This window comes from Micromonospora sp. NPDC048887, assembly GCF_040649715.1.
Classification (GTDB): Bacteria; Actinomycetota; Actinomycetes; order Mycobacteriales; family Micromonosporaceae; genus Micromonospora.
In genome coordinates, this window is sequence record NZ_JBEZGA010000020.1 from 58,194 (window position 1) to 72,642 (window position 14,449).

At 72.9% G+C, this 14,449-nt stretch carries 14 protein-coding genes; 8 read left to right on the plus strand and 6 right to left on the minus strand.

Going from position 1 to position 14,449, the window contains the following annotated elements:
* Window positions 1-56: 56 nt before the first annotated feature.
* Together AB0C17_RS25260 and AB0C17_RS25265 are read left to right on the plus strand one after the other, a co-directional pair.
* Window positions 57-473 carry a hypothetical protein gene (locus tag AB0C17_RS25260; protein ID WP_357383832.1) on the plus strand — a complete coding sequence of 139 codons (417 nt, stop codon included), beginning with the start codon at window positions 57-59 and terminating at the stop codon, window positions 471-473.
* Window positions 466-882, plus strand: coding sequence for a hypothetical protein (locus AB0C17_RS25265; protein ID WP_357383830.1), 417 nt, complete (start codon window positions 466-468; stop codon window positions 880-882). The genes AB0C17_RS25260 and AB0C17_RS25265 overlap by 8 nt, the downstream gene beginning before the upstream one ends.
* A gap of 25 nt (window positions 883-907) precedes the next feature.
* Here AB0C17_RS25265 and fabG read toward each other — a convergent pair whose 3' ends face one another.
* Both fabG and AB0C17_RS25275 read right to left on the minus strand, forming a co-directional pair.
* Window positions 908-1,666, minus strand: a complete 759-nt coding sequence (gene fabG / locus AB0C17_RS25270) for a 3-oxoacyl-ACP reductase FabG (RefSeq protein WP_357383828.1) — start codon at window positions 1,664-1,666, stop codon at window positions 908-910.
* Between the two features lie 60 nt (window positions 1,667-1,726).
* Window positions 1,727-3,379: an alpha-amylase family protein gene (locus AB0C17_RS25275; RefSeq protein WP_357383826.1), complete on the minus strand. Its 1,653-nt coding sequence runs from the start codon at window positions 3,377-3,379 to the stop codon at window positions 1,727-1,729.
* A gap of 53 nt (window positions 3,380-3,432) precedes the next feature.
* On the opposite strand from AB0C17_RS25275, the gene AB0C17_RS25280 reads away from it, so the two are divergent.
* Window positions 3,433-4,026 (plus strand): DUF1349 domain-containing protein, encoded by a 594-nt coding sequence (locus AB0C17_RS25280; RefSeq protein ID WP_357383824.1) that lies wholly within the window; start codon window positions 3,433-3,435, stop codon window positions 4,024-4,026.
* Window positions 4,027-4,096: 70 nt separating this feature from the next.
* Complete coding sequence (locus tag AB0C17_RS25285; protein WP_357383822.1) at window positions 4,097-4,759, plus strand: DedA family protein; 663 nt, start codon at window positions 4,097-4,099, stop codon at window positions 4,757-4,759.
* Window positions 4,760-4,772: 13 nt separating this feature from the next.
* Here AB0C17_RS25285 and AB0C17_RS25290 read toward each other — a convergent pair whose 3' ends face one another.
* The 4 genes from AB0C17_RS25290 to AB0C17_RS25305 all read right to left on the minus strand — a co-directional run bounded on the left by AB0C17_RS25290 (window position 4,773) and on the right by AB0C17_RS25305 (window position 9,151).
* The gene (locus AB0C17_RS25290; RefSeq protein WP_357474615.1) at window positions 4,773-6,338 is read right to left on the minus strand and encodes a cellulose binding domain-containing protein; all 1,566 of its coding nucleotides are present in this window, start codon (window positions 6,336-6,338) and stop codon (window positions 4,773-4,775) included.
* A 143-nt stretch (window positions 6,339-6,481) separates the two neighbouring features.
* On the minus strand, window positions 6,482-7,906 hold the full coding sequence (locus AB0C17_RS25295) for a carbohydrate-binding protein (protein WP_357383817.1): 1,425 nt from the start codon (window positions 7,904-7,906) through the stop codon (window positions 6,482-6,484).
* 79 nt (window positions 7,907-7,985) lie between these two features.
* Window positions 7,986-8,732: a membrane protein insertase YidC gene (yidC, locus tag AB0C17_RS25300; protein ID WP_357383815.1), complete on the minus strand. Its 747-nt coding sequence runs from the start codon at window positions 8,730-8,732 to the stop codon at window positions 7,986-7,988.
* 134 nt (window positions 8,733-8,866) lie between these two features.
* Complete coding sequence (locus tag AB0C17_RS25305; protein WP_357383813.1) at window positions 8,867-9,151, minus strand: DUF6412 domain-containing protein; 285 nt, start codon at window positions 9,149-9,151, stop codon at window positions 8,867-8,869.
* Between the two features lie 194 nt (window positions 9,152-9,345).
* On the opposite strand from AB0C17_RS25305, the gene AB0C17_RS25310 reads away from it, so the two are divergent.
* The 4 genes from AB0C17_RS25310 to AB0C17_RS25325 all read left to right on the plus strand — a co-directional run bounded on the left by AB0C17_RS25310 (window position 9,346) and on the right by AB0C17_RS25325 (window position 14,412).
* Window positions 9,346-10,494 carry a glutamate--cysteine ligase gene (locus AB0C17_RS25310; protein WP_357383811.1) on the plus strand — a complete coding sequence of 383 codons (1,149 nt, stop codon included), beginning with the start codon at window positions 9,346-9,348 and terminating at the stop codon, window positions 10,492-10,494.
* 41 nt (window positions 10,495-10,535) lie between these two features.
* Complete coding sequence (locus tag AB0C17_RS25315) at window positions 10,536-11,912, plus strand: FAD-dependent oxidoreductase (protein WP_357383809.1); 1,377 nt, start codon at window positions 10,536-10,538, stop codon at window positions 11,910-11,912.
* Window positions 11,913-12,042: 130 nt separating this feature from the next.
* Window positions 12,043-13,464, plus strand: coding sequence for a WGR domain-containing protein (locus AB0C17_RS25320; protein ID WP_357480732.1), 1,422 nt, complete (start codon window positions 12,043-12,045; stop codon window positions 13,462-13,464).
* 75 nt (window positions 13,465-13,539) lie between these two features.
* The gene (locus AB0C17_RS25325) at window positions 13,540-14,412 is read left to right on the plus strand and encodes an aminoglycoside phosphotransferase family protein (protein WP_357480735.1); all 873 of its coding nucleotides are present in this window, start codon (window positions 13,540-13,542) and stop codon (window positions 14,410-14,412) included.
* Window positions 14,413-14,449 lie beyond the last annotated feature (37 nt).

The following is a 14,449-nucleotide window of genomic DNA, read 5'->3' on the forward strand; positions in this document are numbered from 1 at the left end:
CAGCCCGGCGCGCCCCGACCCGGCGGGCCAGCCGCTACTACACGCATTAGTAGGCTGTGCCGGTGAACGACACCGTGTCGACGACCAGCGCGGCGGCCTCCTCCCCGGTGGACGGGCCACTCGCCACTGTCGCGATCGTGATCTCGCTGGCGCTCGCCGTCTGGGCCCTGGTGGCGGCTGTCCGCCACCGCCCGCCGGACCGGATCCAGTTCGTCGGCCTGGCCGTGCTGGAGGTGGCGCTGCTCGCGCTCACCGTGACGGCTCTCGTCGCGCTCGGCGGCGGCGAGCGGCCGGGCGAGCCGGGCGCGTTCTTCGGCTACCTGGCGACGCTCGTCTGCCTGCCCCCGCTGGCCTGGGTGCTGGCCCGGATGGAGCCGACCCGCTGGGGCTCGGGCATCGTCTGCGCGATCTGCCTGGTCACGCCGGTGGTGGCGGTACGGCTCCAGCAGACCTGGGAGGTCCTCGGTGGCTGAGACCACGACCGAGCAACCCGTCACCAACCGCGGCCCGGGGCGGCTGCTGATCGCCGTCTACATCGTCTTCGCCATCGCCGCCACCTCGCGGGCCGGGTTGCAGATCGCCACGAAGTTCGACGAGGCGCCGGTGGCGTACCTGCTCTCCGCGCTCGCCGCGCTGATCTACATCGTGGCGGCGGTCGGGCTGGCCCGGGCCGGGCACACCGGCCGCCGGGTCGCGCTCGCCTGCTGCACCGTCGAACTGGTCGGCGTGCTCGGGGTGGGCGTGCTGAGCATCGCCGACAAGGAGCTGTTCCCGGACGAGACGGTCTGGTCCGACTTCGGCAGCGGCTACGGCTACGTGCCGCTGGTGCTGCCGGTGCTCGGCCTGTTCTGGCTGTGGCGCACCCGGCGCGACCCCGCCTGAGCGGGCCCGCGCCGGGTCGGGCCGGTCAGTCCTTCGGGCCGCCGGCGACGTAGATGACCTGACCGGAGACGAACGACGCGCCCTCGCTGGCCAGGAACGAGATGGTGTGCGCGACGTCCTCCGGGCGGCCGGGACGGCGTACCGGGATCTCGGCGGCGGCGTGCTTCTGGAGGTCGTCGAAGTCGACCTTCATCCGCGCCGCGGTGGCGGCGGTCATGTCGGTGACGATGAAGCCGGGCGCGACCGCGTTGACAGTCACCCCGAACGGGCCCAGCTCGATCGCCAGCGTCTTGGTGAAGCCCTGGAGACCGGCCTTGGCGGCCGAGTAGTTCGCCTGCCCCCGGTTGCCGAGCGCGGACGTGCTGGACAGGTTGACGATCCGGCCCCACTTCGCCTCGACCATGTGCTTCTGCGCGGCCTGGCTGAACAGGAACGCCCCGCGCAGGTGCACACCCATGACCGTGTCCCAGTCGGCGTCGGCCATCTTGAACAGCAGGTTGTCGCGCAGCACGCCGGCGTTGTTGACGAGCACCGTCGGCGCGCCGAGTTCGGCGGCGATCCGTTCCACGGCGGCCTCGACCTGGGCCCGGTCGGACACGTCGGCGCCGACGCCGAGCGCCCGGCCGCCGGCCGAGCCGATGGCGTCCACCGTCTCCTTGGTGGCGGACTCGTCGATGTCGACAACGGCGACGGCCATGCCGTCGGCCGCCAGCCGGCGGGCGGTCGCCGCGCCGATGCCGCGCGCGGCTCCGGTGACGATGGCGACGCGGGGCTCCTCCGACATGCTTACCTCCCGGTAACTTGTGGCTCGATCGAAGGAGCTTAACCCGCCGGTACGCCGCGCCTACCGCTCGTGGTCCCGGCAGAGCCGGATCCACCGGTAGCCGTAGCCGGCGAGCTTGAGCCGGTCGAGCTTGCCCACGTCCTCGTAGTTGCGGTCGCTGAGCACGTCGATCGGCAGGTCCGCCTCCGGCGCCAGCGTGCTCAGGTCCACCTCGACGTCCTCGGTGCCGAGGTTGTGCAGGAAGACCATGGTCCCGGTACGCCCGTCGGCGCGGTGCGCGAGCACGCCCGGCGGCATCGGCACGTCGATGTGGGTGGTGCTGCCGGACCCGGTCTCCGGCGCCTCCCGCAGCGTCCGGATCATCCGCTCGAACCAGCCGAGCAGGGACCGCGGGTCCTTGCGCTGGGCGGTGACGTTGACGTTCTGGTAGCCGTACTCGCCCTTGTCGATGACCGGGCGGACCAGCTTCTCCGGCTCGGCGGTGGAGAAGCCCGCGTTGTCGGCGTAGGACCACTGCATCGGCGTACGGATCGCGTCGCGCCCGTCCAGCGACAGGTCCTCCCCCATGCCGATCTCCTCGCCGTAGCGCAGCACCGGCGTGCCGCGCAGCGAGAACTGCAGCGAGTACGCCAGCTCCATGTGCCGGCGGTCGTTGCCGAGCATGGGCGCCAGCCGCCGCCGGATGCCCCGGCCGTAGAGCTGCATGTTCTCGTCCGGCCCGAACTTCGCCAGCACGTCGTTGCGCTGGTCGGCGGTGAGCCGGGACAGGTCGATCTCGTCGTGGTTGCGCAGGAACGTGGCCCACTGGCCGCCGGTGGGCAGCTTCGGGGTGTCGCGCAACGCCTCGATGATCACCTCCGGGTCCTCCCGGGCCAGCGCGAGCATCAGCCGTCCGTTGAGCATGAAGTCGAAGAGCATGTGGATCCGGTTGCCCGAGCCGCTGCCGTCGCCGAAGTAGACGGGCAGCTCGTCCGGCTCGACGTTCGCCTCGGCCAGCAGGACCGCGTCGCCGCGCCGCCACTGCACGTGCTGGCGCAGGTCGGTGAGGAAGTCGAAGTCCTTCGGTGAGTTCGGGTTGCCCGGCTCGGTGCGCTCGATGATGAACGGCACCGCGTCCATCCGGAAGCCGGAGACGCCGAGCTGGAGCCAGAACGAGGTGATCTTCTTGATCTCCGCCCGGACCTTCGGGTTCTCGATGTTCAGGTCCGGCTGGAACTTGTAGAAGCGGTGGTAGTACCACGCCTTGGCGGTCCGGTCGTAGGTCCACGTCTCGTGCTGCTCGCCCGGGAACACCATGCCCTGGTGGCGGTCGGCCGGCTCGTGGTCGGCCCAGACGTACCAGTCCCGGTACGGCGAGTCCGGCGAGGAGCGGGCGGACTGGAACCACGGGTGCTGGTCCGAGGTGTGGTTGACCACCAGGTCGATGATCACCCGGATGCCCCTGTTGCTCGCCTGGTGCAGCAGTTCGGCGAAGTCGCCGAGCGTGCCGAGGCGCGGGTCGACGTTGTAGAAGTCGGTCGCGTCGTACCCGTCGTCCTCGTTGGGCGAGGGATGGATCGGGTTCAGCCAGAGGCAGGTCACCCCGAGCCGGGCCAGGTAGTCCAGGCGCCCGATCAGCCCCTGGAAGTCACCCACCCCGTCGCCGTCGGAGTCCGCGTACGTGTCGACGTCGAGGCAGTAGACGACCGCCTCCTGATACCACCTGTCACCCATGCGGGGACTACTTCTCCGAACGCGCGCGACGGCAAACCCGGTACGGTGCCGGGATGAGCGAGGAGGCGTACGACTGGTCCGCCGGCACCTGGCTGAACCCGCCCGAGCGGGCCGAGCCGGTCGACGGCGGCCTGCTGGTCGAGCCGCGTGGCGGTAGCGACTTCTGGCGGCGCACCAGCTACGGCTTCGTGCACGACGACGGTTCGGCGCTGCTCGCGCCGTTCGGCGTGGACACCGCCGTGGAGGTGTCGTTCCTGCTCGACTACGCGGCCCAGTTCGACCAGGCCGGCGTGCTGGTGCGGGTGGACGAGCGGCGGTGGACCAAGGCCGGCGTCGAGGTGAGCGACGGCGCTCCGCAGGTGGGCGCCGTGGTCACCGACGAGTTCTCCGACTGGTCGGTGGCGCCGGTGCCGCAGTGGTCGGGCCGGGAGGTGACGGTCCGGGTGAGCCGGGCCGGCGACGCGCTGACAGTCCGGGCCCGCTGCGCGGACGAGCCGTGGCGGCTGGTCCGCGTCGCCCCGCTCGATCCGGCGGCGGAGGCGTCGGCCGGGCCGTACTGCTGCTCGCCCAGCCGGGGTGGTCTGCTGGTCCGCTTCACCGGCTGGCGGCGGGGTCCGGCGGACGCCGCGCTGCACCCGGAGGGCTGAGTCACAGGTGTGACACCGGCCGGTCCGGGTAACACTTCCGGATCTCCGGCTCTCACGTGGAAGGACCGCCATGGCCCTGGCCCAGGACGTCGACCCGAACCAGTTCACCGGGCTGACCGGCTGGGTGGCGAGCGTGATCGACTCGTTCGGCGCGGTCGGCGTGGCGCTTCTGGTGGCGCTGGAGAGCATCATCCCGCCGATCCCGAGCGAGATCGTGCTGGCGATGGCCGGCTACCTGTCCGCCGAGGGCCGGTTCAACGTGGTGTTCATCGTGGTCGCCGCGACAGTCGGCTCACTGATCGGCGCGCTGGTGCTCTACTGGCTCGGCGCGGCGCTCGGCGAGGACCGGCTCAAGCGCTGGCTGGACCACATCCCGCTGGTCGACCTGGAGGACCTGGAAAAGGCGGACCGCTGGTTCGAGCGGCACGGCCGGTGGGCGGTGCTGATCGGCCGGGTGGTGCCTGTGGTGCGCAGCCTGGTCTCCATCCCGGCGGGCGCCAACCGGATGCCGCTGGGCGAGTTCATCCTGCTCACCACGCTCGGCAGCGGGGTGTGGAACGCCCTGATCGTCGGCGCCGGGTTCACCCTCGGAACGCGGTGGGAGGACGTCGACAAGTACAGCCAGTGGTTCAACTACGCGATCTTCGCGGTCTTCGGTTTCATGATCGTGAGCTGGGCGGTGAAGAAGGTGCGCCGGCGGCGCGCCCGGCAGTCGGTGACCGCCGGGCGCTGACCGTCGCGCGGGCTCAGAACCCCGCGGTGATGCCGGTGAACTCCCAGGTGTTCTGCGCGATGCCGGAGCAGTTGGCGACCACGCCGCCGCCCGGGCAGGGCCGGTCCCGGTTGACCGACCAGAACGTGAACCGGGCCAGGCCGCGCGCCTTGGCCCAGTCGCGGATCTGCGTCCAGGTGGCCGGCGAGGTCAGCTCCTGCTGGTCGGAGAGGCCGTTCATGCCGGACAGGCCCATGTGGGCGTACGCGGTGGCGTCGGACCAGCCGAACGCGTTCTTCAGTGCGGTCTTCAGGCCCTCGGCCGCGTTCACGGTGTTCTGGTACATGTTCGCGCCGCCGCCGAAGTCGAACGGCATGATCGTGAACACGTCGATCCCGGCGCCCTTCGCGGCGGCCTGGTTGATCAGCCGGGTGCCGTAGTACGACGGCCCGGTGGTCGAGGTGCCGAACGTGATGATGGTCTTGATCCCCGGGTTGTTCTGCTTGACGATCTTGAGGGCGTCCAGGATGCGGTCCTGCACCACCTCGTTCTCGAACTCGTCGCTGTTCTCGATGTCGATGTCGATGGCCTTCAGCCCGTACGCGTTGATGACCTGCTGGTACGCGCCCGCGAGGGCGGCGGCGGACGAGCAGTTCGGGCCGAGCTTGTTGCCGCTCCAGCCGCCGAAGGACGGGATGACGTCGCCGCCGGCCGCCTTGATCGCGGCGATGGTGGCGGCGTGCGTGCCGCCGGTCAGCGGGCCGTTGCCGTCCCAGGCCGGGGTGCAGCCGCCGCCGGAGAGCACGAACGCGATGGTGAACCACTTGATCCCGGTCGCGCCCATCACCGTGGCGGGCGCGGGCGGGTCGCCCCAGCCCGGGTAGAGGTAGGGCGCGGCGGCCATCGCGCCACCGCCGCCACCGGTGCAGCCGCTGGTGGTGGCCGCGACCGCCGTCGACTTAGCCGACTCGCCGCTGCCGTTGTACGCGGCCACCGTGTAGCTGTGCCCGCTGCACGCGGCCAGCCCGGAGACGGTGGCCGAGGTGCCGGTGACGGTGGCCTTGACAGTGCCGCCCTCGTACACCCGGTAGCCGGTGACGGTGCCGGAGACCGCGTTCCAGGCCAGCGAGACGGCGGACGCGGTGGTGCCGGTGACCCGCAGCCCGCCGGGGGTGGCGGGGGCGCCCGGGTTGCCGGGGTTGCCGCCGCCGGTGCAGGAGGCGCCGTTGACCGTGCAGTTCACCGGGTCGCCGGTCCCGCTGACGACGAAGCCGAAGCTGGTGCTGGCGCCCGGGGCGAGCGCGCCGTTCCAGGACTGGTTGACGGCGGTGACGTGCTGGCCGGAGGTGGTCAGCCGGGCGTCCCAGAACGAGCCGAGCGTGCTGCCGGACGGCAGGTCGAACTGGACGTTCCACGAGGAGATCGCGGCGGAGCTGTCGTTCGTGACGGTGAACCGGGCCTCGTACCCGCTGCTCCAGCTGGAGGTGCGGACGAAGGCCGCGGTGGCGGCGGAGGCGGGCGGCGCGGCGAGCAGGGCACCGGCGACCACGGCGGTGGTCAGCGCGGCGGCGAGTGTCGCCAGGCGGGGGCGGAGTCTCACGGCGTCCTCCAGGGGACGGGCGGGGGATGGAGAGGGATTCACAACCGTCGACGTGCGCCTATTATTAGGAGTGTTAACTGTTTCTGTCCAGCACCGGTTCGGGCGCGGCCCGGACGATGTGCCCGGGCCGCGCCTCGCCGCGCTCAGCGACGGAAGGTGAACCAGTTGACGTTGACGAAGTCGGACGGCTGCCCGCTGCTGAACGTCAGGTAGACGGTGTGCCGCCCGGTCACCGCGCCGACGTTGCCCGGCACCGAGCGCCAGGTCTGCCAGCCGCCCGTGTTGCCGACTGCGAAGCTCCCGATCGGCGGCGCGGTCGGGCTGTCCACCCGGACCTCCACCAGCCCGCTCACCCCGGACGCCGCGCCGGAGGCGACCCGGGCCACGAAGTCGCGCGGCGGCGTCGAGCCGAAGTCGACGTTGTCGTAGCGGGCCCAGTCGCCGTTGGCGAGCCAGCCGATGTCCTGCCCGCCCTCGGCGCACGTCTCCACCTGCACGCCGTTCTGCGCGTTGAACGACTCGGCCTGGATCGTCGAGTAGGCGTCGCGCACCCCGCCCGGCGGCGGCGTGGTCGGCGTCGGCGACGGGTTGCTCCCGCCACCCCGGGTGTAGACGGCCACGTAGTCGACCAGCATCGACCGGCCCGGCACGGTGGACGCGGTGGGCGTCGCCGAGCCGGCCACGCCGTCCGGGAAGCCGCCGCCCATCGCCACGTTGAGCAGCAGGAAGTAGCCGGCGTGGCCGGTCATCTGACTCCAGTACGGCTCACCGATCTGGTTCTGCCCGACGGTGTGGAAGAGCTGGCCGTCGACGTACCAGCGCAGTTGCTGCGGACTGGTCGAGGCGTCCCACTCGAACCGGTAGGTGTGGAACGCCGACTGGCAGGTGCTGCCCGGGCAGGCCCGGGACGCACCGATGCCGTTGAACTCCCCGCACGGGCCGCCCGGCGCGACGCCGCAGTGCAGCACGCCCCAGACCGAGTTGATCCCGTTGACGTTCTCCATCACGTCGAACTCGCCGATGCCCGGCCAGTTCTGGTAGTTGCCCCGGTACGGCGAGCCGAGCGCCCAGAACGCCGGCCAGTACCCGGACGCCGCCGCACCGGTGACGTTCGGCATCTGGATCCGGCCCTCCAGGGCCAGCACGCCGCCCGACGGCGGCTTGAAGTTCGCCCGTACCGTCTCGATCCGGGCGGAGGTCCAGCGGCCGGCCGAGTCCCGCAGCGGCGTGATGCGCAGGTTGCCCGAGCCGTCCTGGGCCAGGTTGGCAGTGCTGGACGTGTAGGTCTGGATCTCGCCGGTGCCCCAGTTGGCCGGGCCGCCGGGGTAGCTGGTGCCGGTGTCGATGATCCAGTTGGCGGACGAGGGCAGCGTGCCGGACGGGCCGGTGAAGTCGTCGCTCCACACGAGGTTCCACCCGGACGGTGTCGGGGGCACCGCGGCCTGGGCGGTCATCGAGACGCCGGCGAGTGCTGTGGTGAGCGCGAGGACGCCGGCGCCCAGGGCGAGCCGGCGGCGTGGTCGGGGCACGGTGGCGGAGGCGGCCGGAGCCGCCGGGATCGGGTTCATTCGGGGTGCCTCTCTGCGGGGGACGGGTCCGGGAGAGCGCTCTCTGAGAGCGATTTCTACGCGCCCGTCCCCGCACTTGTCAACGCTTGTCGATGGCCTCCGCCGGCTGCGGCCGGCGCAGCACCACCTGCTCCAGCGCGGTCCACGCCGTGGTGGTGACCAGATAGAGCACGGCCGCCAGCGGCACCACGAGCGCCACCAGCACCGTGCCGTACGGCAGCAGCGGGAGCAGCCGCCCGAGCACCGCCGCGCCCGGCCCCTCGGCCGGCGTACCGGCCACGGTGCCGGTGGCCGCCGCCGCCCGGCGCATCCGCCGCGAGGACCACCAGGCCAGCGCCAGCAGCGCGGCCAGCAGCACCCCGAACACCAGCGGCACCGGACCGGCCAGCCCGTCGCCGAGGTGCCACCCCAGCGGTACGCCGGCGAGCCGCTCCCCCAGCAGCTCCGGTGCGCCGTCACCGGTGGCGAACAGGCGGTACATGACAAGGAAGAACGGTGCCTGCAACAGCGCCGGCAGGCAGCCGGCGACCGGGCTGGCCCCGGCGTTGCGGTAGAGCGCGAACAGCTCGCTCTGGAGGCGGGCCGGATCGTCGGCGTACCGGCGCTGGAGTTCCCGTACCTCGGGGGCGAGCGCGGTGCGGCGCCGCTCCCCGCGGACCTGCGCCACTGTCAGCGGGGAGATCAGCAGCCGGACGGCGACGGTGAACAGGACGATGGCGGCGGCCGTCGCGGCGCCGCCGGCGAGCGGGGCGAGCACGTCGGCGAGCCAGGTGACGACTGTGGCCGCGGCCGAGGCCGCGGAATGCAACGGTGCGAAGGCGAGCATGGGTGGACCCCTCGATGGCGATTCCGGGTGTCCCGGGCGGCGGCATGCCGCGCGGCGGGACTGATGACGACGGAATCGGCCGCGAAAGCCGGGGTGGAGGAACCGGCGGCCCGCCGACGCGGGCCGGAAGGTGGCTACGCGGCCGAGGGGCGCAGGCCGGGCGCGCGGGGACGCGGACGCCCCGGCGCGTCCGGGTCGACCTGCCGGGGCACGCCCCGACGGCGGGCGCGGGCACGCAGGGCGGCGGCGAACCGGGTGCCGGGCGGCGTGGGCAGCGCGCGAACCCGCAGCGCGAGCAGGGTCGCCAGCAGCAGCGCGGCGACGACCGCCGCACCGGCGAGCAGCCCGGCCGGCCGGTCGGCGACCAGCGCGAGGGCGTAGGCCCACGCCCCCGTCAGCACCGCCAGGATCCCCGCCACACGGTGACAGTAGCCCGCCGTGTCACGCCCCGCGGCCCGTGCGTCCACGCCGCCGCGCCGCCGGGCGGACCCCCACGACCCGAACGGGCGAACCGGCGCCGACACGCCGCCGGGCGCGTTTCCGGGCCCGGACACGGTGGGTAACAGGCCATCGACCACGCGGCACGGTGCCGCAAGCGGTCCCGAGGAAGACGGTGGTGACGATGAGTGGCTCAGTGGCGGAGCGGGAGCGGAGCGCCGCAGCGGGCGGAACCGACCTGCTGACAGTCGGCGTCGAGGAGGAGTTCCTGCTCGCCGACCCGCACACCGGGACCGCCGTACCCGCCGTGGACCTGGTGATGGAGCAGGTGCCGGCCGAGCTGCGGGGCCAGGTGGAACGCGAGTTCCAGACCAGCCAGATCGAGATCGGCAGCCCGCCCGGGCTGGACCTGTCCTCGATCCGGCACTCGCTGTCGATGCTGCGCGCCGAGCTGGCCGACGCGGCCGAGCGGGCCGGAGTACGGCTGCTGGCGATCGGCACCGGGCCGGTCGACGGGCCGGTGCCGCCGGTGGTGGACAAGCCGCGCTTCGACCGGATGATCGAGCGGTTCCGGCTGCTGGTGCCCGGCCCCGGCAACAACGGCATGCACATCCACGTCGGCATTCCCGACCCGGACACCGGCGTGCAGGTGCTCAACCACGTCCGGCCGTGGCTGCCGATCCTGCACGCGGCCACCGCGAACTCCCCGTTCTCCCGGGGCGAGGACACCGGGTACGCGAGCTGGCGCTCGGTGGAGTGGGAACGCTGGCCGTCGGTCGCGCCCACCCCGTACCTGGAGTCGCACGAGCACTACGAGCGGCTGATCCGGCAGCTCATCGCCAGCGGCGTGATGCTGGACGAGGGAATGCTCTACTGGTACGCCCGGCTCTCCGCCAAGTACCCCACCGTGGAGATCCGCATCGGCGACGTCTGCCCGTCGGTGGACGACGCGGTGCTGGTGGCGGCGCTGGTCCGCGCGCTCGTCGCGACAGCGCTCACCGACATCGCCGCCGGCCGTCCGGCCGTCAACACCGACCACCACCTCCTGGTGGCGGCGCACTGGCGGGCCGCCCACGACGGGCTGGAGGGCGAGGGCGTCGACCTCACCGACGGTGAGCTGCGCCCGGCCTGGGAACTGCTGGACCGGCTCGTCGACCGGCTGCGCCCGGAACTGGAACGGCACGGCGACCTGGACCGGGTCACCGATCTGCTGGGCGGGCTGCGCCGGCACGGCAGCGGCGCGGCGCGGCAGCGCGCGGTGTTCGAGCGCACCGGCAGCCTCGTCGACGTGGTCGCGGACGTGGCACGGCAGACCCGTGGCTGAGCGGCCGTGCGGCCGCGGCCCGGCGTGACAGGATGGGCGACGTGGCCGAGCGCATGATCGTCATCGGCGGCGACGCCGCCGGAATGTCGGCGGCGTCGCAGGCGCGACGCCGCCGCCGCGACCGCTCCGACCTGGAGATCGTCGCGTTCGAGCGGGGGCACTTCACCTCCTACTCGGCCTGCGGCATCCCCTACTGGGTGAGCGGCGTGGTCGAGGAGCGGGACGAGTTGATCTCCCGCGACCCGGAGACCTTCCGCGACGAGTTCGGCATCGAGGTCCGCACCCGGCACGAGGTCACCGCCATCGACCTCGACCGCCGCGAGGTCCTCGCGCGGGACCTGGACGGCGGCGGCGAGGTCCGCGCCGGTTTCGACACCCTGGTGTACGCCACCGGCGCGTCACCGATCCAGCCGGACTGGGCGCGCGACGACGTGTCGGGGGTGTTCGGCGTGCAGACGCTCGACGACGGCGCGGCGCTGATCGACTGGCTCGCACGTGAGCCCCGGCCGCGGCGGGCGGTGGTGGTCGGCGGCGGCTACGTCGGCGTCGAGATGGCCGAGGCGCTCGTGCAGCGCGGGCTCTCGGTGCAGCTGGTCGAGCAGGCCGACCAGCCGATGTCGACTGTGGACCCGGACATGGGCGAGCTGGTGGTCGAGGCGATGCGGGCCACCGGGATCAACGTCCGTACCGGCATCACCGTCACCGGCCTGGAGGAGCGGGACGGCCGGATCCGCGCGGTGCTCACCGACGAGGGGCCGATCCCGGCCGACGTCGTGGTGCTGGGACTCGGGGTACGCCCCAACACCGCGCTCGCCGAGGCCGCCGGCCTGCCGATCGGTCCCTCCGGGGCGATCCGGGTGGACCGGCGGATGCGGGTGCCGGGCGTGCCCGGCGTCTGGGCGGCCGGTGACTGCGTGGAGTCCCTGCACCGGGTCAGCGGCATGCCGGTGCACATCCCGCTCGGCACGCACGCCAACAAGCAGGGCCGCGTGGCGGGCATCAACATCGGCGGCGGGTACGCCACCTTCCCCGGCGTCATCGGCACCGCCGTCACAAAGGTCTGCGAGCTGGAGGTGGGCCGCACCGGGCTGCGCGAGCGGGACGCCCGGGAAGCCGGCTTCGAGTTCGTCACCGTGCACACCCAGTCGACGAACCGGGCCGGCTACTACCCGGGCGCGCGGCCGATGACGATCAAGCTGATCGCCGAGCGGCCCAGCGGGCGGCTGCTCGGGGCGCAGATCGTCGGCTGGTCCGAGGCGGCCAAGCGGATCGACGCGCTCGCGGTGGCACTGTGGAACGGCATGACGGTGGACGAGATGACAGCGCTCGACCTGGGGTACGCGCCGCCGTACGCCCCGGTGTGGGATCCGGTGCTGATCGCCGCCCGCAAGGCCGTCGACGCCCTCGCCGCCGTGTAAGGAAGGGCCCCCTATTAACGCCTCCGGTAGAGGAAGGGCCCCTTCTTAACACCGAGACCCGGGTTTGTCGGTGCCGGGGGTTAGCGTGTGCGCGTCGCCGGTCCGGCACTCCCCTCGGAGGTAACCCCACATGTCCCAGGAGACGACCTACCTCGAACTGTCCGAAGTGGATGGTGGAGCTCACAAGTTCTACGAGGTGGTGGTCGACGACACCGCGATGACAGTGCGCTTCGGGCGGATCGGCGACCAGGGCCAGGTGAAGACCAGCACCTACCCGGACAACTCCCGCGCCCGCGCCGCCGCGGCGAAGAAGATCGGCGAGAAGATCCGCAAGGGGTACGCCCCGGCGGTGCCCGGCGTACGCCAGAAGCGCACTGTCTCGCGCCGGCAGATCGTCAGCACCCGCTCGACCGCCCGCACCGCCCCGGTCCTCTGGCGGTACGCCTCGGGCGCGCCCGCCTTCGGCATCTTCGTCGACGACAGGCACTGCATGGTCGGCAACGAACACGGCGTGATCACCACGCTCGACCACGACGCCCGCCTGGTCAACCAGGTCCGGCTGCCCGACGGGGTGAAGTGCATCGTCGCCGACGACGCCTGGGTCTACGCCGGCTGCGACGACGGCAACGTCTACGACCTGTCCGGCAAGGTGCCCCGCGCGGCGTACGCGATCGCGCCCGAGATCGACATCTACTGGCTGGACATCCACGACGGCGTGCTGGGCGTGTCCGACCGCGACGGCGGCATCTCGGCGATCGACCACGAGGACGAGTTCCTCTGGCGCCGGCCGGGGCGGGGCCGGTCGGCGTGGATGGTCCGCTGCGACGCCGACGCGCTCTACCACGGCCACTCGCAGGGCGTCACCGGTTACGACTGGCGCACCGGGCGGGAGCTGTGGCACACCGGCACCGGCGCGGTGCTGTTCGGCTGGCAGGAGCGCGACGCGGTCTTCGCCGGCACCGGCACCCGCGAGGTGGTGCGCCTGCGCAAGGACGGCCGGGCCGAGCAGGTCTACCGCTGCGACTCGGCGGTCTTCTCCTGCGCCACAGCCGAGGGCGGCCGGTACGTGTTCGCCGGCGACAGCGCCTCCTCGATCTACTGCTTCGACCAGGCCGGCAACCGGTTGTGGAAGCTCGGCACCGGCTGCGGCTCGGCATACTCGATGCAGTACCACGACAACCGGCTCTACGTGGTCACCACGAGCGGCCACCTGGCCTGCATCGACGCGAGCGAGGCGGCGATCCGGGCGGCCGAGGCGGGCAGCGTGCCCGACGTGGTCGACGTCAAGGCGCCGGCCCGGATGCCGGAGACGGCCGCCTGGGCCTCGGTCGAGGTGACCACCGACGACCGTGACGGCGTGCTGGTGCAGTGCGTCGAGCAGGGCGGCCGGCTGCGCGTGCACGTCCTCGCCGACGGCTACCGGCGGGACTGGTCGGTGCAGTTCCCCAAGGGCATCCGTGAGCCGGGCGCGCGCTACCTGGTCACCGAGGTCCGCGAGTCGGGCCGTGGCGGCTTCTACCGGGCGTACGGGGACATCCGCCGGCTGCGCTGACGCGCACCGGCGAGGCGGGCCGCACGAGGCCGGGCCGGGACAGCGGATCGTCGCCGTACCGGCCAGGATGTGCCGATGCGGTGCGATATTCCCGAAGGGCTGCGCTGGGTCGAGCGGACGGCAGCCGGCCGGGCGTGGCTCGCGGAGCTGCCCGGCCGGCTGGCCCACTGCGTCGCGCGGTGGGAACTGACGGTCGGCCCGCCGTTCGCGTACGCGTTCGCCTCGCTGGCGCTGCCCGCGACGCTTCCCGACGGCACGCGGGCGGTGCTGAAGCTCCAGTACCCGGACGACGACAGCGTCCACGAGGCGACAGCGCTGGCACACTGGGCCGGGCGGGGCGCGATCCGGCTGCTCGCCCACGACGCCGACCGGCGCGCGCTGCTCGTGGAACGGTGCGACCCCGGTACGCCGTTGCACGCGCTGGCGGCCGACGCCGCGCTCGACGTCGCGGTCGGCCTGCTGCCGGGGCTCGCGGTGCCGGCCGGCGCGCCGTTCACCTCGCTGGCCGAGGAGGCGGCCGGGTGGGCGGAGCGGATGCCTGGCAACTGGCGACGGGCCGGCCGCCCGTACGAGCGGCGCCTGCTCGACGCCGCGCTCGGGCTGCTCGCCGAGCTGGCGCCGGGCCAGGGCGAGCAGGTGCTTGTCAACCAGGACCTGCACGCCGGCAACATCCTGGCCGCCGCACGCGAGCCGTGGCTGGTGATCGACCCGAAGCCGCTGGTCGGCGAGCGGGAGTTCGCCGTGGTGCCGCTCGTGCGCGGCGCGGAGCTGGGGCACTCTCCGGCGGCGGTGCGGCACCGGCTCGACCGGCTCAGCGCCGGCCTGGGCCTGGACCGGGAGCGGGTACGCGGCTGGGCGATCGGTCAGACGGTGGCCTGGAGCATCGGCGGCGACCAGGTCTTCCCCGGCAACGTCGAGGTCGCCCGGTGGCTGCTCGACGAGACGTGACAGCGCCGCCGCACCCGGGAGGGCGCGACGCGGCCGA